Consider the following 18,398-nt stretch of genomic DNA (forward strand, 5'->3'; position numbering starts at 1 on the left):
CCTTAGAATGGAAGGATTACGTCGGCGATCTGTTGCCCGTATCGCGGTTGTTGAACATCAGAAATCTGTCCACGACCTCCATATGAAATGCGTGCCGAGGCGAGCTTGTCATAGGTGATTTCGTTTTGGCGGCTGATGTCTTCAGGCCGTACAAATCCGGATACGAGCAGTTCGCGCATCTCAAAATTCACGCGCACTTCCTGTGTGCCTTGGATCGATAAAACGCCGTTTGGCATGACCCCAACGATTGTTGCTGCGACCCGCAGTTCCAATTGTTCATTGCGCCGGACGGATCCATCGCCTCCGAAGCTGCTGCTCGATGTCAGATCAACGGCATCGCTCAGCGTTGCGCCATCGGGTAAAGATTCATCGATGCGTTGTGGAACGCCGAAAAGACTTGGCACTGACATGCTTTCAGATCCACTGCGCGATCGATCTGTCGAATTTGAAATTGATGCGGAGTCATCAATCTCGATGACAACCGTCAAGATGTCACCTCTCTGCACCGCTCTACGATCGCCAAGCAACGATCCACGCTCACCGGTCCAAAGGGAGGGTGTGACTGCTCGTGTTGTAGAAACTGCAAGTTCAGGTTCGATGCCGTATGTCATCATTGCCGTTGCTTCAGGAGAAGCTTGCGGCGGGGTGAAATCGGGTTCCTTTCCGACCTCCGCCAATCTTCCGCAGGCCGTCAATGCCATCGAAGCCGCTAAGAGGGTTAGAGCTATCTTACGCATGTTATTCTCCTATTGGGCAACAAAGGCAGTGCCGCTGTGATCAATGACTGCACTAACAGTCGCGCGAGATGACAAGTTCATCACTCGGATTAGATCCCCGGGACTTGCGCGATCGAGAGCTCTGCCTTCGGTCGAGATCGAGATGCCGTTTCGACGGTAAACCAACATGACGATCTGGTTGCGCTCGATAACAGCTGGCGGCCCGATGTCGCCTAAACGGATTGGGCGGCCAGCGTAGAGCGCCACGCGAGATTCTTGCCCAATGGCCAATTCTGGCTGATCCAGCCCCCCCACAACATTGCTGTCTCGCAACGCGATATCTTCGGGGCCGATAATTGTTCGCGCTGGCAGGGTTCGCGTCGCGACGACTGTATCGGCCGACGCGGGACCAGTGAGAACAACACATACGAGAGCGAGCAACTTCATCGGATTTGCACCATTGCGCCGAGCATCTGGTCAGCGGCGGAAATCACTTTGGAATTTAGCTCATACCCGCGTTGGGCTTTGATCAAATCGGTAATCTCTCGCACGGGATCAACGGAGCTGTCTTCAAGGTAGCCCTGACGCAAAACGCCCAAACCATCTTGGCCAGGGGTTGTCGCAGCAGAGGGCCCCGATGCAGGTGTTTCGAGGAACAAATTGGAACCGATTGCTTCGAGACCTTTTGGGTTTGTGAAGCCGGATAACGTGAATTGCCCCAAGAGTTGCGGATCAACCTGATCTACAAAATAGGCGTACACTTCGCCCTCGGAATTGATCGAAATGGATCGTGCATCGTCGGGTATCGTAATATCCGGCACCACTGGATATCCATCAGACGTAACGATCAACCCATCGCCTGTTCGCTTTAGGCTGCCATCGCGTGTGTAAGCTGCGCGACCGTCTGGCAGTGTTACTTCAAGATAACCGTTTCCTTCGATTCCGAGATCGAGGTCACCACCTGTCGCTGCCAGCGAGCCTTGCGACAACATCACCGAAACCGATGTCGGGCGTACGCCCAAGCCCAATTGCACACCGGTCGGCAGCACTGTGCCATCAGACGCATTTATCGTTCCCGGCCGTTGCAACTGTTGATAATGCAAATCGGCAAACTCGGCGCGGCGCGTGTTGTATCCGGTCGTGCTCATGTTGGCGAGGTTATTGGAGATAACCTCAACTCGGGTTTGTTGTGCGGCCATACCGGCGGCTGCAATTCTTAGGGCGCGCATGAGGCTGCCTCCTTATTGGGATCACTTGCCAAGCGCACGAATGGCGCTCCTAATTCGTTCGTCTTCTTTGTCGATGAAGCTTTGGCCGAGTTCATAGGCGCGCTGAACCTCGATCATTCGAGACACTTCCAGCACTGGATTCACGTTGGATTCTTCCAAGAACCCCTGCAGCATCCGGCCCGTTAACGCAGGTTCATGTCCCTCATCGGCGCGGAAACGAACGCCGTCTTCGCGCACTAAGCCTGACAGGCTTACGGGTGTAACAAGGCCAACTTGAGCGACGGGTTGGCCCCCTGCGCTGACAGTTCCATCCGGCGCAATTCCAACAGGTCCGGCCCCCTGCGGCACGAACACTGGCGCACCGCCTGCGTCGAGAACACGGAAGCCTTCAGGCGTTACAAGATCGCCGTTTTCATTGGGGGTGAATGCGCCCGCACGTGTCAGGCGTTCACCCGCCGGAGTTTCAATGAGGAAGAATCCTTCTCCCTCGATTGCCAAGTCAAATGATCCGCCCGTCTGCATCAAGCCGCCCTGATCCGCATGGGTTTCTCGAACCGATGCCGTCGCCATTGAAAGAGAAGGATCATCGGGTCCAAGTGCCGTAACGTGCTCTGCGAAAATCACACCTTCGCTTCGAAAGCCGGTCGTGTTCATGTTGGCGAGGTTATTGGCGACCACGCGCATTTCATTCATTAAACCAGACTGCCGCGTCAATGCCGTATATGTTGCATTTTCCATGAATTAGCCTCCTGCGATGATTGGAACGAGAGTGTTTTGAAAGAAACCAACGAGCGTTTCAGTCATGAATCCCATAGTGATCCAGAAAACGCCGACGATAGCCGCGAGCTTAGGAACAAAAGTCAGGGTCATTTCCTGAATTGAGGTTAAGGCTTGGAACAAGCCGACCGTTAAGCCCGTAATCAAAGCGACGACCAAGATCGGCATCGACACGAGTGTCGCCGTCCAGAGGCCTTGCCTCAGCGTGTCATAGAAGAGTGTGTCTTCCATATCAGACAGGCATCCTCAGAATCTCTTGGTACGCCTCTACGACCTTGTCCCGAACGGTAACAGCGGTTTCGACGGCCAGCTCTGTTTGGGCCAGCGCCTGAACCAAAGCGTGCGGATCCGCGTCACCTGTCATCGATGCCATGGCTGTCTTTTCGCCAGATTGCAGTGTCTCGACGAAACCCGCCATGGCTTGTCCGAAAGCTGATCCTTGAGAATCGGATGGAGAGGGTGCCGTTGCTGGCCTGTTCGCGGCATAGGCGCGCGCGACGAATGTTGGTTGAACTTCCATAATAGGTGCCCCTTTTATCTACGTAGAATGTCCATCAGGGACGTCGACATTTGTCGAACCTGATCGAACAGTTTCAGATTGGCCTCATAGCTACGCTGCGCCTCTCGGGCGTCAGCGATTTCAATGAGGAGATTGACGTTGGACCCTTCGTAATTGCCGTTGTCGTCAGCCATCGGATGCGAAGGATCGTAAATTTCATTAAGAGGTGTCTGATCCAATTGGACACGACCGGTTTCAACGAGACCGCTGTCTTGCCCAGCCTCGACAATAGACTGAAAACTAACCGTTTTGCGGTGGTACCCCGGCGTGTCGACATTCGCGATGTTCTCGGAGACGTGGCGCAAACGTGCGGCTTGCGCGCGCATGCCACTTGCCGTCACCCTCATCGCGTCAGAAAAATCAGCCATTTCTACCTCCGTCCAATGCTCATGCGCACCACATCCAGCGAATGCTTATAGATCGCGAGCGCACGGTTATGTTCGCGTTGCACCTCAACGGCATTGATCATTTCTTGTTCAAGAGAAACGGAGTTTCCGTTTGGCGATGCCTCGGCGTCTGTGAAATCAGTCGAAGGTGTTAGGGATGAACCGTTGACGTCCATGTGTCCGGCTCGCGTCGTTCTCATCTCACCCGCTGAGCTATTTTCATAGCTGTCGGCAAAGGACTCCATCGTTTGCGCACGATAGTTCGGTGTGTCGGCGTTTGCCATGTTGGCAGCCGTCACGGCCTGTCGTGCGCCTGCATGACGCGCCATTGCATAAGATGTCTGAAACAGGTTCAGGTTAGTAAACATCGGGGCTTCTCCCTCGAGTGGCTTCAACTAAGCCTTAAGGATGATTCCCTAAGAATTGGTTGTCACGACCACAGCGGGGATAGAATGACAGAAGAAATATTTGCTCAGATGGGCGCATCACTCAATCGCGTATCGCTCTCGCGGCCTGTTGGTGAAATTAGCGAAATAGCTGGGGGGGCAGTACAGATTCGTGGTTTGTCCGCTTATGGGGCAGTCGGGGACCGGATCAGAGTCATTGGACATGAACTGACTGGTGAAATTGTCCGAGTTGGCGGAATGCGACTTGATGTTATGATGGATGGGTCGACTGAAGGATTAGGCGCCAATGCCAAGGTGGTTCTGTTGCCCCGCCCTGCACTTGCCCCTCACGCCGGATGGATAGGGCGAGTGGTGGATCCGGACGGACAACCTTTGGATGGCCGGCCCCTTTTGCCAGGAGTTGAACCACGCAGAATTGACATAGCGCCTCTTCCAGCGGCCTCACGGCGCGGGTTGGGTGCGCGTTTGGCTACTGGTTTTGCTGTCTTCGATACTATTCTGCCAATTGTCCGTGGCCAAAGAATTGGGCTTTTTGCTGGGTCTGGCGTAGGCAAATCCACCCTACTGGCGACGCTTGCTAAAAAGGTTGATGCAGATGTTATCATCATTGGCCTTGTCGGTGAGCGGGGTCGTGAACTTCGGGAATTCGTTGAAAAGTCCCTTGGGCCCGATGGGATGGCACGCAGTGTCATCGTCGCGGCGACATCAGATCGTGCACCGCAAGTGCGCCGCAGGTGCCCGCAAGTCGCCACCACTGTTGCCGAATTCTTCCGGGATCAAGGTTTGCAGGTCTTATTGCTAATCGACAGTGTTACCCGTTTCGCTGAAGCGCATCGTGAGGTCGCAGTCGCCGCAGGTGAAACAGCCAATTTGCGCGGGCATCCCGCGTCTACACCAGCTGCTATCGCAGGGCTCTGTGAACGTGCTGGCCCAGGCAAAGATGAAACCGGAGACATTACCGCAATCTATAGCGTGCTGGTTGCGGGGTCTGACATGGAAGAACCCGTCGCCGATATGTTGCGCGGTGTGCTGGACGGTCATGTTGTGTTAGATCGAACAATTGCCGAACGTGGTCGGTTTCCGGCGATCGATGTCACGCGCTCTGTTTCCCGTTCGCTCCCTGACGCTGCCAATGCTGCGGAGAACAAGCTTATTGCGTCCGCAAGACGGCACATGGGCGCCTACGCACAAGCTGAGTTGATGATTCAATCGGGCCTATATGCGAACGGGTCAGATCAGAAGATCGACGATGCGATAGCGACACACGATGCCTTGGAAAACTTCATTGCCATGCAAAGTGATCACGGGATTGTCGGTGCTTTTCGTATGCTACAAAGAGCCCTTCAGATTGGTGGAGCTTAACCTTGTTGCAGCAGGCTTAACGCAATTGAAGCACCAGAAGTCATGGCTGAGTTCGCCTCAATCTCTGTCCGCAACATATAGAGACGGGTCATTTTCTCTTGGTTCTCTGCAGAGGCGAGCTCAGAAAACTGATCTGTGCCAAACGTCGCCTTTGCACGACTCTGAAACTGCTCAAGCTGTTGATCAAGATCGAGTGCGGCAAAACTGTCTGAGAACCCAAAGGCCGTATCAAAGACGCTCCGTAGTGCAGCATTCCCCATCATTCCAAACCATTGGCCGTCATTGGTGCTCGACGCTTCGATGACATCGGCGATCGCAGTTTCGGCATTCATTGCAAGGCGCATGTCGTTGTCTTGCTCTCCAACGGCGGCTTCAAACTGTTTGGCCTCATATCGATCGATGATGTCATCTGCAAAGTACGAAAGTGAAGTTTTGGGTAGATCGCCTAAAGTTCCAAACCCGAATGCTTCACTAAATGCTGCATAGCGGCTGTCCGATAATTTGTTGGCCAGGGAATCAGAGTCTTCGGTACCTTCTTCCAAGATTTTTTTGATGAAGAACGTGTTGTCGATATCGTCATCCAACCCAAACGCGCCCAACGCCACACCCAGCAGCTCCCGATCGTTGACGAGATCTTCTGCTGTTGTGATCTCCCCTATCTTTTCGCGGAAATTGTCGGTCGCTCGAACTACCGTTGCGCTTTCGTTAAAAACCGCACGCTGGCTGTCGGCTGTCCGTTCAAGGAACAGCCAACCTGCATAGCCCGATAGAGGAATGACCGGTTGAAACGTCATGATAATCTCGGCTGAGTTGCAAGCAACCGCCCCTCTCTTGGCAATAGTCCACGAAGTCGTTTTAGACCGCGATAAAACTCGTCTTCGTTGAATGCGTCAGTGGCATCTGACAAGAGTTTGCGGCTGTCATCATCCGTCAATGCTTGACTTAACTGTTCGACGCCGCGCATCAATTGGAGCCGTGCTTCGTCAGGCTCCGCGTCGCCAGATAAGATCAACTGTGCGATATAGCAGACCCTTCGGACCGGGGTATTGACCTCATCCGGGCGAATAGCGTCGCGAAGACGAAGAATGTTTGCATTCGGTGTCAGGATTGAAAGGCGGGACCTGCGGTCTCCATTTTCGATGACGGCACCATTTACGAGCACCCGTTCTTTGGGGCCGAGTTTCAGAACCAGTCCAGACATCAGTTTTCCTTCCGAGGGTTCAGGCCGCGCATCATTGCTGTGTTTATTTCAATAAGTGGCTTAATATCGGCCTCCCCTTTTAGGACCTTACGAGAGTGGAAGGTTGTAAACTCAGCTAAATAGAAAATGCGGGCTCTTAGGTCCTTGGTGAGTCCGTTTTCATCATCCGTGACTTGCGCAGCGAGGTGCGTCCAGACGGCGCGATTGGCTTGGACGGCTTCGGCGAATGCGGGAAAACCGGATGGTAAATGGCCAGCGGTGGTCGTGAGCCTGCTTGTGACTTCGCTGAAAAGCTGATGCTCGGCTGATCGGCCGCTGCGAAACGGAGAGGTCTTGTGCCCATAAGCTTGACGGGCTTGATCTATGATATTCACGTCTTGTCCTTTCGGGACGGAAGGATATTTCACACGACTTTGCCGTGTGGTGAATAAGCGTCTGAGGCGCCGAGAGGCGCCTCAGACTTTTGGACTTATCCGAACAGTGACAAGATCGACTGTGGGGACTGGTTAGCAATGGACAGGGATTGGATGCCCAGTTGCTGCTGCACTTGCAACGCCTGCAGACGAGCGGATGTTTCTTCCATATCCGCATCAACCATAGAGCCGATACCAGACGTCAGGCTGTCAGAAAGGTTACTAATAAAGTCAGCCTGGGTCTCCAGGCGTCCTTCGACAGAACCAAACGCTGCTGCTGCATCAATCGCACCATCGAGCATATTTTCAATCTCAGAAAGAGCACCGGCAGCGTCATTGACAACATCGATGTTTTCCAAGCCAGCCAAAGCGCCGGACCCTCGTGAAACACCATATTCAACGGCGATGTTTGCTTCACTTGTCAGGTTCTCGATTGTCAGCGTCCCAGCGGTCGACAGATCAAAGGAGAAATCGTCAGTGGACAGACCTGCGTTTTGCATTGCGTCTTTTAGGCCTGTTGCAACAGACGCATCGGTGTCGCCTTCGCTGATGCGATAGGTGCCTTCGATGTCACCGATCTTGAGTGACACTTCATCGCCGACAACAAACCCGTTGATCACTGTATCGTCAACGCCAGCTGTGCTCGCCTTGAGTGCACTTCCCCCAGAAGCGGCGCCAGACGTATCCAGGAACGTGAAGCCGGTAATATCAACGTCATCAGCACCGCCGCTCGCAGCCAAAGTGGCGACACTTGCGCTACCCGTACCTGTACCAGCCGTGATATCAAGGCCAGCAGATGTAGACAGGTTTTGTGTGTCAACGCCGATTGAGCTGGCGGAAACGGTGCCAGAGCTGTCGCGATCAAGCGAAGACAAGACATCAATACCAGTGTTGCCGTTTGTATTTGTGCCGGTGTTTGATCCGTCAACAAGGTTTTGTCCGTTGAACTGGGCCGCGCCAACCACGGATTTGATCTGCTCAGTCAATGCGGAGATGTCGTCCTGAAGTTTAGAGCGATCAACGTTTTCTTCTTGAGCAGCAACGATCTTGCCTTTGATGTCAGTCAATAGGTCAGTGACTGTTTCAGAAGCGTTACGTGCAACAGCGACAGTAGATTCGCCAAGGCTCAAGCTATCGGAGATTGCCTTGAAGCCCTTAACGTCGCTTTCCATGGTTTTGGAGATCGACCAAACGGCGGCGTTGTCTTTCGCGCTGGAAACTTCCTTACCTGTCGAAATGACAGATTGGGTGCTGGTCAGGTCGTTGTTGATGGATTTAAGTGTCTGAAGCGCAACCATTGCGCTGTTGTTAGTCAGAATACTGGACATGTTTTGGGGTCCTATAAGTTGAAGGGCGCGTTTTGCGCCAGATTTTCAAGAACCAACCCTTTTGGATTGGAAGGGACGCCATTCTGACGGAAGCTGGACCAACTGGCGGTCAGCGCCACCCAACTCGGGTGCAAGGCCAACATGCCCTGTGTCTCCTAACGTGGACTTAACGACACTGGGGCATTTTCGTGCGTTTTTATTTCAATTTTCTAGAAACGACGCTCTGTTTTTGCGGGTTGTTGAGTGATTGTTGTCGCTTTTCCAGATCGGTCATAGCTTGACAGCCTTTGTCGTGCGGCGCGTTGGTTGGCGAGTGCTGTTAGGACATTGGAAACACCGTCGCGTGCCGCAGCCAGCAACGTAGTATTCTGTGCAAGTGCCCCTGAGAGCGCCGCCAGCTCGTGACGATCTTCGGGTCCTATATTCTGGGAAAGCTCGATTTTCTCTTCCGCAAGGGTTTCAACCGTCGCAAAATCACCAGTCAAAAGAGCCGCCCGTTCGGCCTCTAGAATCATCTTCAATCTTAGAACTGCGCGCTTAGTCATGGGATGTCGCGATCATTGCGTCAAATAACGATTGGGCCAGGCCGATGCCGCCTGCCTGCGTCATTTGTTTGGCTTGCTCTTCACGGAGGAACGATGCGAATTGGTCTTCACCGGCGCCTCCACCAAATGCGTCAGGTGTTTGTCCAACCCCTGCCGACTTTAGCATCTCAGACAGGAATTGAGTTTCTAGCGACTGCGCAACGTCCATGAGCTGGGCTGCGCGGTCCTCCGAAATCGGGGGCGAGGTTTGGGATGCCAGTATTTCCATTCTGAAACTCCGATGTTGACAATTTTTCCTACCATTAGGGGGTAGCGGTAAAGATTGAGTAAGCATCTGTGCGTTAGACCTCGTCTCAATATAACGAGTTCGGAGAAGCCGATGTATCAACATGAAAGCCAAGGTTTAGGATTGTCGCCCTCAGTGGCGGGCACAACTTTGCAACATGACAACGGACAGCAGGCGCAAAATGACAGCGATCCGCTGATGGTTTTCGCTCAGGTTATGGCAGAACAGGACAGCGGTGCCTCTTCGTCAAAGGCAAAGTTTACGCCAATTCCGACGCCGCTCATGTCCCATGAGGCACAAAATGTTGCCGAAGACGAAGAGGGCAAGCCTGAAATGGCCAGCGTTCGGGAGACTGAACGCGATGAGAATTTGGACCAGACTCAAACAAAAACGGGCCGATCTGAACGGAATCCAGATGTTGACCTTGTCGATAATGAGTCAGGTTATGAAAAGGTCCAGCCAATTCCGATGGAAGGGGCCATGCCCAGCGACGCGGTAAGACAGAAGTCGTTGGACGTATCTGACGGGTTGCCTCGTGAAACGCTGGTAAAAACAATAGGCGAGGTGGGTTCGGTCCCGCTCAATCGTTCAGAGCAGCCTGTCCAACCTGAACCGTTAACCGGCACGCCGGCATCCCGGGCTGAAGGGCAAGGGGTGCCAAAAGAACAGCATGCCGAGAAACTTGAATGGCCAATCCTGTCTCCAAAAGCGGGAGCGATTGAAATGAAGGTGGATCCGATAGTCGATCGCCCCTCTTCAGGATCTGCAGTTCCGGCGGACACAAAAGACGCGTTACTTGCGACCACCGAAAAGCCGACTGTCGGTATTTCTGATGGACCGAAGCTACTGCCTTTTGCCCGCGCTGAAACACGCTCTTTATCGCCAAGGTTGAATCCAGCCAGTTCGCAGGTGCCGAATCAAATCAGGGCATCACCTGCATCAGAGAATGCGAACCACCCGAAAGAAGCACCTTCGCGACAAGTGCTCAACCAAGCAATCGACAACGGGTCAAAAGCGCATGCCAATAACGTATCAACAGTGAGACCTGCGAGGGAAGTCGCGCCCAGTATCGCGCCAAATGGAGCTTCAGCCCCTCAAGTTTTCAGTGCCTCAGCGCCGCTATTTGAAATGGCTGGACCGCAATACGCTGGCCTGTTGGAGATCGGAGTAATCGAAAGTGGAATTCCGGTCGGCAGTACGGCGGCATTGGAAACGCACACCGCAAACACCGTAACGCCAAGCCGGGCCCGCGCGATACAGATTGCGGCGCAAATCGCGACTGTTGCCGCGCAATCAGGTGGGGGCACAACAGAGATTGCTCTCAATCCCGAGGAACTCGGCCGTGTCAAGATGACGCTTACAAGTACGGACGCGGGGCTTTCCGTTTCAGTTTTAGCAGAGCGCCCTGAAACTGCGGACCTGATGCGGCGAAATATCAACGATCTGATTCGCGAGTTTCAGGATCTAGGCTACGAGTCTTTGGAGTTTTCATTCCAAGACCAGTCGCCGGGGTCCGATCGATCTGATCAGGATGATCAGGCTTACCCACCCAACAGTAGCGATTCACCACAGGCAGATCGCACCACCCTAGTTCACATTCAGCCCGCAACTTCTGGCGGGCTTGACCTCAAACTCTAATAGGACACCAACTATGGAAATCAGCTCAGTCGCAACTTCGGCCTCTTTTGTGCCGACCACTGAAACGTCGGAAGCGGTCATTTCATCTGACTTCGAGACATTCTTGAAAATGTTGACCGTTCAAATGGAAAATCAAGACCCTCTCAACCCAACGGATTCGGCGGAGTATGCCCAACAATTGGCGACTTTCTCCGGAGTTGAACAGGCTGTGTTGACCAACGAACTTCTGACTTCGATGATGGTGCAGATGAATACGTCTGGTATGGCGCAGATGGCTGATTGGGTCGGCAATGAGGCCCGCGTCGCCGCACCCGCCCATTTTGACGGGAGCCCCATTACGATTGCACCAAATCCTGCCGCGGTTGCCGATACAGTTGAACTGGTCGTCTACGACGAATCTGGTGACGAAGTGCAGCGGACGGCGCTCCCGCTTTCGGCCGATCCCGTCGAATGGGCAGGGACGTCAACGGATGGCACGCCTTTTCCAACGGGCACTTACACCTTCAACGTTGAGAGTTTTTCCAATGGTGAAGTCATCTTGAATGAAACGGCAGACGTCTACGCTCGGGTGAATGAAGTACGCAGCGAGAATGGCGAGTCTGTATTGATCCTCGAAGGAGGTGTTGCTGTATTGGCGTCCGATGTCAGTGCATTGAGGGAGGGCTGATCAGTTCATGAAAGCGATCAGGGCAGCCGCCGCTGAGGCCATTCCAGCCCCCAACAGAACCCAAGCAACAGCAGCATATGGCCGTTGACGGGGCGGGGCTGGGGGCTCTTCGCCAAGGCGTATCAAAGCGGCCTCTGCCAGCGCTGGAAGACGAGGCCCAAACCGCGCCAAAACCCGCGCGGTCTTGGTCAGGTCGTCTATCATCGCTCGTGGGCCAATGCTGTCTTTGATGTAGTTTTCCACGACCGGCTTCGCCGCATCCCAGATGTTCATTTGCGGATCGAACGTTCGCGCAACACCTTCGACGACAACCATAGTGCGTTGAAGAAGGATCAGTTCGGTTCTGGTTTCCATGCCAAACCGTTCCGTTACCTCGAACAAATAGGACAGCAATCGCGCCATAGAAATCTGTTCGGCGTTCATACCGAAAATGGGTTCGCCAACAGCGCGCAATGCCCGTGCGAATTCATTCACATCACGATCCGCTGGAACGTAACCCGCCTCAAAATGCACCTCGGCGACGCGGTTATAGTCGCGGCGGATAAAGCCAAACAAGATCTCGGCATAGACACGGCGGGTGTACTCGTCCAAGTGGCCCATGATCCCGAAATCATAGGCTATGATGTCACCGTTGGCGGCGATCTTTAGATTCCCGTGATGCATGTCCGCATGAAAAAACCCATCCCGTAAAGCATGGTTCAAGAACAGTTGAAGTACACGTTGGGACAGTTCTGTGAGGTCATGACCCGCCGCTGCAATATCGTCCACGTCGGCGGCGTTGATCCCCTCCGCCCAATCCAGGGTCATCACGCGCCGCGCTGACAGCCCCCACCGGATACCGGGCAAGGCAAATCCTGCGTCGTTTTCCGTGTTTGCCGCAAATTCAGATGCTGACGCACTTTCCAGACGGAGATCGAGCTCGCTCACAACGACGCCTTCGAAATGTTCGATCACATCAAGAGGGCGCAATCGACGCGACGACGGCGAAAACGTGTCGACTACGGACGCGATGAGGTAAAACGCATCAATGTCGCGCTGGAATGCCTTTTCAATCCCGGGCCGAAGCACCTTTACGGCAACTGGTTCACCGCTCTCGCGAATTCGCGCTTTGTGGACCTGCGCGATCGAGGCGGCGGCAACAGCTTCTGAGAATTCGTCAAACACTTCATCCACACGAATGCCGAGTTCTTTCTCGACCTCGGCTTTAGCGACCTCAACCGGAAAGGGGGGCAATTTGTCTTGCAAGACGCGGAGCTGCACGGCGAGTTCCGTGCCTACAACATCTGGTCGAGTCGAAAGAATTTGCCCAAATTTGATGTAGGCTGGCCCGAGCGCCTGCAACGCCCGTGTCACGGGCGGCAATCCAGTATCACCTTTCAACCCGAGCCACTGAAACGGCCAGACGAGGGTTCGAATGGCAACACGCGTGATCTTTGGCGCATCAGCGGCATCCATAATCACCTTCATCGCACCGGTTCGTTCTAGCGTTGCGCCAGTGCGGATCAATCGCAAAATATTGTGTGGGCCGCGCATATTAGAGCTTCCAACCAGAATGTAAGCAGGCGATCCCAAGGCTAAGGTTGCGATACTTTGCGTTGTCGAAGCCTGCGGTCTTTACCATCTCAAGAAAGGTATCTTGATCCGGGAACTTGCGGATCGATTCCACGAGATACTGATAGCTGTCCCGGTCGCCGGTAATGACCTGACCCATCACCGGAATGGCGTTGAACGAATACACATCGTACATCTTTTGCAGGATGTCGTTGGGGATCTTGTTAAACTCCAGAACCATCAATCGGCCCCCTGGTTTCAACACACGATAGGCTTCGTTCAGGGCTTCTTGCGGGCGTGTGACGTTTCGAATGCCAAAACTTATCGTGTAAACATCAAAGGTATTGTCCTGAAACGGGAGCGCCATGGCATCGCCGACGATCCAGTCTAAAGAGTCTTCTTGTCGCGCCGCTTCCGCACGTTTGCGTCCTTCAACCAGCATTGGCTCGGTAAGGTCCAAAACCGTTGCATGGGCATTACCCGCCCGTTTTAGAAACCGGAAAGAGATGTCGCCAGTGCCACCAGCAACATCAAGCAACTTTTGCCCAGCGCGCGGAGCCAACCAATCCATCATCGCATCTTTCCAAACGCGGTGGATGCCAAGGCTCATGGCGTCATTCATGACGTCGTATTTACTAGCCACACTTGAAAAAACGCCCTGAACAAGGCCCGCCTTGTCCCCTTCGGGCACTGTTTCAAAACCGAAATGGGTTGTCTGATCGTCAGTCATTGCAGGCCACCTTGCGTTGCGTATCTCGCAGATATAGCGTCCATCCCTCAGATACAAATGGCCAAATTATCGCGGCCAATTCATTGCTGGATGTGCAGATGCCCGAATTACCCGAAGTCGAAACCGTCCGCCGGGGGCTCGCCCCTTCAATGGAAGGGCACGTCATCACCCGTGCGGACGTTAATCGCCCAGATCTGCGCTGGCCTTTTCCTGATAGTATGGCGGCGCGGCTTTCGGGCGCCAAAGTCACGGGGCTGCGCCGTCGGTCCAAATACATTCTTGCGGACTTGGACACGGGCGAAACGCTGATTATTCACCTTGGCATGTCAGGCAGGATGACGGTTTCTGGTGACCCGTTGGGGCAATTCCATCATGATCATCCGGCACCGGAAAAACATGACCACGTGGTGTTTCATATGGCCAATGGCGCGCGGGTGACGTTCAACGACGCGCGGCGGTTCGGGGCTATGGACCTGGCGGAAACGGCACAGCTCGAAGAACATTGGTTGATCAAGCCCATCGGCCCGGAACCGCTCGGGAATGATTTCAACGAATCCTATCTGATCGCAGCGCTTTCAACGCGCAACACGCCCATAAAAACGGCGCTTCTTGACCAGCACGTTGTTGCGGGGCTTGGCAATATTTACGTCTGCGAAGTCCTGTTTCGAGCAGGGATTAACCCCAAACGCAAAGCCCGCGATCTGTCAGATAAGCGAGTCGCGTCTCTTGTTCCAATTATCCGTGACGTGCTTGCAGAGGCCATAAACGCAGGGGGATCATCCCTTAAGGATTACCGCCAAGCGGACGGTGAACTCGGCTATTTTCAGCATGGTTTTCAAGCGTATGACCGTGAGGGACATCCATGCCAAACTTACGGATGTACCGGCAAAATTTCTCGCATCACTCAATCAGGGCGTTCAACATTCTACTGCCCGAAATGCCAAAGATAGCTTGAATGCGCCGCAGGCTTTGGTAACCCTGAACATTCACGACAGCAGCCGGAGCGCTCTCAAATGGCCTATGAAACTATCATTGTCGACATTAACGATGGCATCTCACTTATCACGCTAAACCGCCCCGATGCGCTAAATGCGCTGAATTCTCAGCTGTTGGGCGAACTTGCGGATGCTTTGGAGGCTGCTGACAAATCGGACAAAGTCCGCTGTATCGTGATTACTGGATCCGACAAGGCGTTTGCCGCTGGCGCTGACATCAAGGAAATGGCCGAAAAGTCATTTGTGGACATGTATGTCGAGAACTTCTTTGGCGACGAAGCCGACCGATTCTTGAAAGTTCGTAAACCGATCATTGCTGCCGTTGCGGGATATGCGCTGGGCGGTGGCTGTGAACTTGCCATGATGTGCGATTTCATTATCGCCGCGGAAACAGCCAAGTTCGGCCAGCCAGAAATCAACCTTGGTGTTATTGCTGGCATCGGCGGAACCCAACGACTGACACGCTTTGTCGGGAAATCGAAATCGATGGACATGCATTTGACGGGTCGGTTCATGACCGCCGAAGAAGCCGAGTCATCTGGCCTTGTCAGCCGAGTTGTACCGGCCAAAAAACTCAAAGAAGAAGCGATGGCCGCTGCCGGAAAGATCGCTGAGAAATCGCTCCTCGCGACCATGGCCGTGAAAGACACCGTGAACCGCGCGTATGAAACGACGCTCGCTGAAGGCATCAACTATGAACGTCGCATGTTCCAGTCCTTGTTCGCCACAGAAGACCAATCCGAGGGTATGGCGTCTTATGTCGAGAAACGCGAACCGCAGTTCCGCGACAAATGATCTAGTTAATGTAGTGCAGCTCATCGAAGGTCTGACGCCAGTCGCGAACTCGGGTCGCCATGGCTGAAGGGTCATTGCTGCCCAGTGCCTCGGAAATCAGATCGGCCATTTGGTCAACGTGCTGCATGTCGATACCCCATCGTACCAACTCCGGCGTGCCAATCCGAAGCCCGTTCATATCCCCATCAACGGGATCAATCGGCAGCCCGATCCCGCAGGCCAAGAATCCCGCCTTTCGCAATTGTTTGGACGCGGTCTGGCCACCACCATAGGCTGCCGCTCGAACGGCGAACTGATGGCTCGATGTGGCACCTTGTGCTGTTTCAAACACCGGAACGCCGCGCGCCGTCAGCCCAGCCGCCAGCCCTTGGGCGACCTCGATCATCTTGGCCGCGTAGGCCTGCCCATGGTCGCGCCAGTCCAGCATCGTCACTGCCAAAGATGCCGACTTTGCTGCGTCAAAATTGGCGGTCATCCCCGGAAAGGCGATCGCATCAAACCGTTCTGCCATTTCTGCATCATTGGTGACGATCAACCCGCTCGCTGGACCGCCGAGGCTTTTGTAGGTGGACATCGTCATAAAATGCGCACCCTCTGCCAGTGGATCCCGCCAAGCTTTTCCGGCAATGATCCCGCACTGGTGGGCGGCGTCAAACATCACCTTCGCACCCACGGCATCCGCCACAGCGCGAATCTCTGCAACGGGGTGTTCAAACAAGTTCAAACTTGATCCGACCGTGATCAGTTTCGGGCGTTCCCGTTCCGCTAAAGCCAACAGGGCCTCAGCGTCGATAGTATAGCCATCCGCCAGCGCAGGAGCCTCAACAATCCGCAGGCCATACAGACCCGCACATCCGGCCAGATGGTGCGTGACGTGTCCGCCAATCGAGGCGGGCGGAGCAATGATTGTATCACCCGCTTTGCAAGTCGCCATGAAACCGTAAAGGTTTGCAATCGCGCCAGATGGGACACGGATTTCGGCAAAATCGGCGTCAAAGACCTCAGCACATAACGCGGCTGCAAGGACTTCGATTTCTTCGATCGCCTCCAGCCCCATTTCATACTTGTCGCCTGGGTAGCCAAGTGACGGCCGCGACCCAATGCCAGACGCTAGCATCGCCTCAGCGCGTGGGTTCATGACGTTGGTCGCTGGATTCAAGTTGAAACAGTCGCTTTCATGGATGTCGCGGTTCTCGACGGCCGAAGCCTCCAATCTTGCCATTATGTCCTTCGATGACCAGCTCGCATATCGTGCAATATCCTGCACCCGTGTTTCGCAGCCCTCAGGCACCCAGTTTCGTTTCGCTATACGCATCACTGTTCTCCAAATCTCTCACCGGGATCATGGGGCCACTTTCCAAGTTGCGCAAAGCAGATTACCACGAAGTTGAGTTTAGAAAACCTAAGGCTAGTTAATGGCAGTCTCACCGCCTCGCCCCAAGGGCCCACCCTTGAATAGCCTGCGCGCATTCGAGGCAGCGGCACGTCTTTGCAGCTTCTCCGCCGCGGCCGATGAACTTGGCGTCACTGCGGGCGCAATTTCGCAGCATATTCGAACGCTCGAAAATTGGACGGAGACACCTTTGTTTGAGCGACGCGCTCAAGGTGTGGTTCTGACGTCCGAGGGCCGTCGTTTGCTGCCGGACTTTACACAGGCCTTCGATGCCATGGGCCAAGCGGTACGTGGGTTGCGTGGTTTGTCAAAGGATCGGACAGTTTCTATCGCGGCGCTGCCAAGTGTGGCGCAGCTTTGGTTGCAACCGCGCTTGGGCCTGCTTCGCGCTGCGTTGCCGGGTGTTAGCGTTTCAGTCGCGGCACTCGAAACCCCTCCGAACCTAGACCGAGAACTGTTTGACCTGACATTCTACATGCGTGACCCAGCCGATTGCACAAATGGCATTACACTTGCTCGGGATACGCTCGCCCCGGTTTGCAGTCCCACCCTTGCCGCGCGCCTGTCCCAGCCAAGAGACCTCGAAGATGAAACGCTTTTGCATGATGAAGTCTGGGCGGCGGACTGGAGCGTTTGGGCGAACGCCACGGGAACGCCACTCTCTCGTTTGGATGCAGGTCCGCGGTTCTCTCTTTATGCGATGGCGGTCGCAGAGGCTAAGGAAGGAGCGGGTGTGTTGATTGGCCATTCCGCGTTGATCACCGCAGCTTTGGACAGCGGTGAGTTGGTCCAGCCGTTCGGTCAATCCGTCGCTAGCCCCTTTTGCCTTGTGGCAGAGGTTGCAGATGGACCTGAAGCTGACGCCATTCGGGCTGCTCTCGGAAGTCTCACCGTCTGATCAAGCAAATGGATGTTTGCAAAACGCCTCCAGTGCACCTATACGCGGCGCTGAAATGCGCGTGATGCCCGCTTAGGCTCGAATCAATCTTGGTGAAAACCTGTGGGTTGCGTGCGTTAAAGATATTGAACAAACGAACCCGAAAGAGACTGATTACAATGGCAAATACTCCACAAGCTAAGAAGCGCGCACGTCAGAACGAAACCCGCTTTCAAGTCAACAAAGCACGTCGCTCCCGTATCCGCACTTTCTTGCGCCGCGCGGAAGAAGCAATCGAATCTGGCGACAAAGAAGCAGCTGCAGCCGCAGTTCGCGCTCTCCAGCCTGAATTGATGCGTGGCGTTACCAAAGGCGTTTTCCACAAGAACACAGCGGCTCGTAAGATGTCCCGCCTCGTGTCTCGCGTAAAATCAATCGGATAATTTTAGAATCGTTACCGATTCTTAGTTGACCTAAAGTAAGGCGATCCAGACGGGTCGCCTTTTCTTTTTTCAGTTACATTTTTGCCCGCCGGCAACTTAC

The 18,398-nt window shown here is 54.2% G+C and carries 24 protein-coding genes; 7 read left to right on the top strand and 17 right to left on the bottom strand.

Annotated elements, in window-relative coordinates; translation table 11 throughout:
- Nucleotides 1-2: 2 nt before the first annotated feature.
- Genes flgH through KO486_RS04100 form a run of 8 tightly spaced genes read right to left on the bottom strand, consistent with a single transcriptional unit; the run spans nt 3 to nt 4,035 of the window.
- Nucleotides 3-737 carry a flagellar basal body L-ring protein FlgH gene (gene flgH / locus KO486_RS04065; protein ID WP_216035958.1) on the bottom strand — a complete coding sequence of 245 codons (735 nt, stop codon included), beginning with the start codon at nt 735-737 and terminating at the stop codon, nt 3-5.
- A 9-nt stretch (nt 738-746) separates the two neighbouring features.
- Entirely contained in the window at nt 747-1,163 is a 417-nt protein-coding gene (flgA, locus tag KO486_RS04070) for a flagellar basal body P-ring formation chaperone FlgA (RefSeq protein WP_216035959.1), read from the bottom strand.
- A complete protein-coding gene (flgG, locus tag KO486_RS04075; protein ID WP_216035960.1) occupies nt 1,160-1,945 on the bottom strand; it encodes a flagellar basal-body rod protein FlgG in 786 nt (261 codons plus the stop codon). The genes flgA and flgG overlap by 4 nt, the downstream gene beginning before the upstream one ends.
- A 21-nt stretch (nt 1,946-1,966) precedes the next feature.
- Nucleotides 1,967-2,683 (bottom strand): flagellar hook-basal body complex protein, encoded by a 717-nt coding sequence (locus tag KO486_RS04080; protein WP_216035961.1) that lies wholly within the window; start codon nt 2,681-2,683, stop codon nt 1,967-1,969.
- Nucleotides 2,684-2,686: 3 nt separating this feature from the next.
- Complete coding sequence (locus KO486_RS04085; protein WP_216035962.1) at nt 2,687-2,953, bottom strand: flagellar biosynthetic protein FliQ; 267 nt, start codon at nt 2,951-2,953, stop codon at nt 2,687-2,689.
- A 1-nt stretch (nt 2,954) separates the two neighbouring features.
- On the bottom strand, nt 2,955-3,242 hold the full coding sequence (gene fliE / locus KO486_RS04090; protein ID WP_216035963.1) for a flagellar hook-basal body complex protein FliE: 288 nt from the start codon (nt 3,240-3,242) through the stop codon (nt 2,955-2,957).
- 14 nt (nt 3,243-3,256) lie between these two features.
- Entirely contained in the window at nt 3,257-3,649 is a 393-nt protein-coding gene (flgC, locus tag KO486_RS04095; RefSeq protein WP_216035964.1) for a flagellar basal body rod protein FlgC, read from the bottom strand.
- Nucleotides 3,650-3,651: 2 nt separating this feature from the next.
- On the bottom strand, nt 3,652-4,035 hold the full coding sequence (locus tag KO486_RS04100) for a FlgB family protein (RefSeq protein ID WP_216035965.1): 384 nt from the start codon (nt 4,033-4,035) through the stop codon (nt 3,652-3,654).
- An 84-nt stretch (nt 4,036-4,119) separates the two neighbouring features.
- On the opposite strand from KO486_RS04100, the gene KO486_RS04105 reads away from it, so the two are divergent.
- Nucleotides 4,120-5,436 carry a FliI/YscN family ATPase gene (locus KO486_RS04105; protein ID WP_216035966.1) on the top strand — a complete coding sequence of 439 codons (1,317 nt, stop codon included), beginning with the start codon at nt 4,120-4,122 and terminating at the stop codon, nt 5,434-5,436.
- Here the strand turns inward: KO486_RS04105 and KO486_RS04110 are convergent.
- The 6 genes from KO486_RS04110 to KO486_RS04135 form a co-directional block, all read right to left on the bottom strand.
- Nucleotides 5,433-6,230 (bottom strand): DUF1217 domain-containing protein, encoded by a 798-nt coding sequence (locus KO486_RS04110; protein WP_216035967.1) that lies wholly within the window; start codon nt 6,228-6,230, stop codon nt 5,433-5,435. The genes KO486_RS04105 and KO486_RS04110 overlap by 4 nt on opposite strands.
- Nucleotides 6,227-6,637: a flagellar biosynthesis repressor FlbT gene (gene flbT / locus KO486_RS04115; RefSeq protein WP_216035968.1), complete on the bottom strand. Its 411-nt coding sequence runs from the start codon at nt 6,635-6,637 to the stop codon at nt 6,227-6,229. Before flbT ends, KO486_RS04110 begins: the two co-directional genes overlap by 4 nt.
- Nucleotides 6,637-7,011: a flagellar biosynthesis regulator FlaF gene (gene flaF / locus KO486_RS04120; protein ID WP_303435430.1), complete on the bottom strand. Its 375-nt coding sequence runs from the start codon at nt 7,009-7,011 to the stop codon at nt 6,637-6,639. The genes flbT and flaF overlap by 1 nt, the downstream gene beginning before the upstream one ends.
- Nucleotides 7,012-7,106: 95 nt before the next feature.
- On the bottom strand, nt 7,107-8,378 hold the full coding sequence (locus KO486_RS04125; RefSeq protein WP_216035969.1) for a flagellin: 1,272 nt from the start codon (nt 8,376-8,378) through the stop codon (nt 7,107-7,109).
- 209 nt (nt 8,379-8,587) lie between these two features.
- The gene (locus tag KO486_RS04130; RefSeq protein WP_216035970.1) at nt 8,588-8,923 is read right to left on the bottom strand and encodes a hypothetical protein; all 336 of its coding nucleotides are present in this window, start codon (nt 8,921-8,923) and stop codon (nt 8,588-8,590) included.
- On the bottom strand, nt 8,916-9,191 hold the full coding sequence (locus tag KO486_RS04135; protein ID WP_216035971.1) for a rod-binding protein: 276 nt from the start codon (nt 9,189-9,191) through the stop codon (nt 8,916-8,918). The genes KO486_RS04130 and KO486_RS04135 overlap by 8 nt, the downstream gene beginning before the upstream one ends.
- Nucleotides 9,192-9,302: 111 nt before the next feature.
- Between KO486_RS04135 and KO486_RS04140 the strand changes: the two genes are divergently transcribed.
- Nucleotides 9,303-10,847 (top strand): flagellar hook-length control protein FliK, encoded by a 1,545-nt coding sequence (locus KO486_RS04140; protein WP_216035972.1) that lies wholly within the window; start codon nt 9,303-9,305, stop codon nt 10,845-10,847.
- A gap of 13 nt (nt 10,848-10,860) precedes the next feature.
- Nucleotides 10,861-11,514 (top strand): flagellar hook capping FlgD N-terminal domain-containing protein, encoded by a 654-nt coding sequence (locus tag KO486_RS04145; protein ID WP_216035973.1) that lies wholly within the window; start codon nt 10,861-10,863, stop codon nt 11,512-11,514.
- Here the strand turns inward: KO486_RS04145 and ubiB are convergent, their stop codons facing one another.
- Both ubiB and ubiE read right to left on the bottom strand, forming a co-directional pair.
- On the bottom strand, nt 11,515-13,047 hold the full coding sequence (gene ubiB, locus KO486_RS04150; RefSeq protein ID WP_216035974.1) for a 2-polyprenylphenol 6-hydroxylase: 1,533 nt from the start codon (nt 13,045-13,047) through the stop codon (nt 11,515-11,517).
- 1 nt (nt 13,048) lies between these two features.
- Complete coding sequence (gene ubiE / locus KO486_RS04155; protein ID WP_216035975.1) at nt 13,049-13,795, bottom strand: bifunctional demethylmenaquinone methyltransferase/2-methoxy-6-polyprenyl-1,4-benzoquinol methylase UbiE; 747 nt, start codon at nt 13,793-13,795, stop codon at nt 13,049-13,051.
- Nucleotides 13,796-13,893: 98 nt separating this feature from the next.
- Between ubiE and mutM the strand changes: the two genes are divergently transcribed.
- Nucleotides 13,894-14,745, top strand: coding sequence for a bifunctional DNA-formamidopyrimidine glycosylase/DNA-(apurinic or apyrimidinic site) lyase (gene mutM / locus KO486_RS04160; RefSeq protein ID WP_216035976.1), 852 nt, complete (start codon nt 13,894-13,896; stop codon nt 14,743-14,745).
- A 63-nt stretch (nt 14,746-14,808) separates the two neighbouring features.
- Nucleotides 14,809-15,585, top strand: coding sequence for an enoyl-CoA hydratase (locus KO486_RS04165; protein WP_216035977.1), 777 nt, complete (start codon nt 14,809-14,811; stop codon nt 15,583-15,585).
- 1 nt (nt 15,586) lies between these two features.
- On the opposite strand, the gene KO486_RS04170 is transcribed toward KO486_RS04165, so the two are convergent.
- Nucleotides 15,587-16,900: an aminotransferase class I/II-fold pyridoxal phosphate-dependent enzyme gene (locus tag KO486_RS04170; protein WP_216035978.1), complete on the bottom strand. Its 1,314-nt coding sequence runs from the start codon at nt 16,898-16,900 to the stop codon at nt 15,587-15,589.
- 136 nt (nt 16,901-17,036) lie between these two features.
- On the opposite strand from KO486_RS04170, the gene KO486_RS04175 reads away from it, so the two are divergent.
- A complete protein-coding gene (locus KO486_RS04175) occupies nt 17,037-17,876 on the top strand; it encodes a LysR family transcriptional regulator (protein ID WP_252734556.1) in 840 nt (279 codons plus the stop codon).
- Nucleotides 17,877-18,034: 158 nt separating this feature from the next.
- The gene (rpsT, locus tag KO486_RS04180; protein ID WP_216035980.1) at nt 18,035-18,298 is read left to right on the top strand and encodes a 30S ribosomal protein S20; all 264 of its coding nucleotides are present in this window, start codon (nt 18,035-18,037) and stop codon (nt 18,296-18,298) included.
- Nucleotides 18,299-18,398 lie beyond the last annotated feature (100 nt).

The sequence above is a fragment of the Octadecabacter sp. B2R22 genome (assembly GCF_018861045.1).
Lineage (GTDB): Bacteria > Pseudomonadota > Alphaproteobacteria > Rhodobacterales > Rhodobacteraceae > Octadecabacter.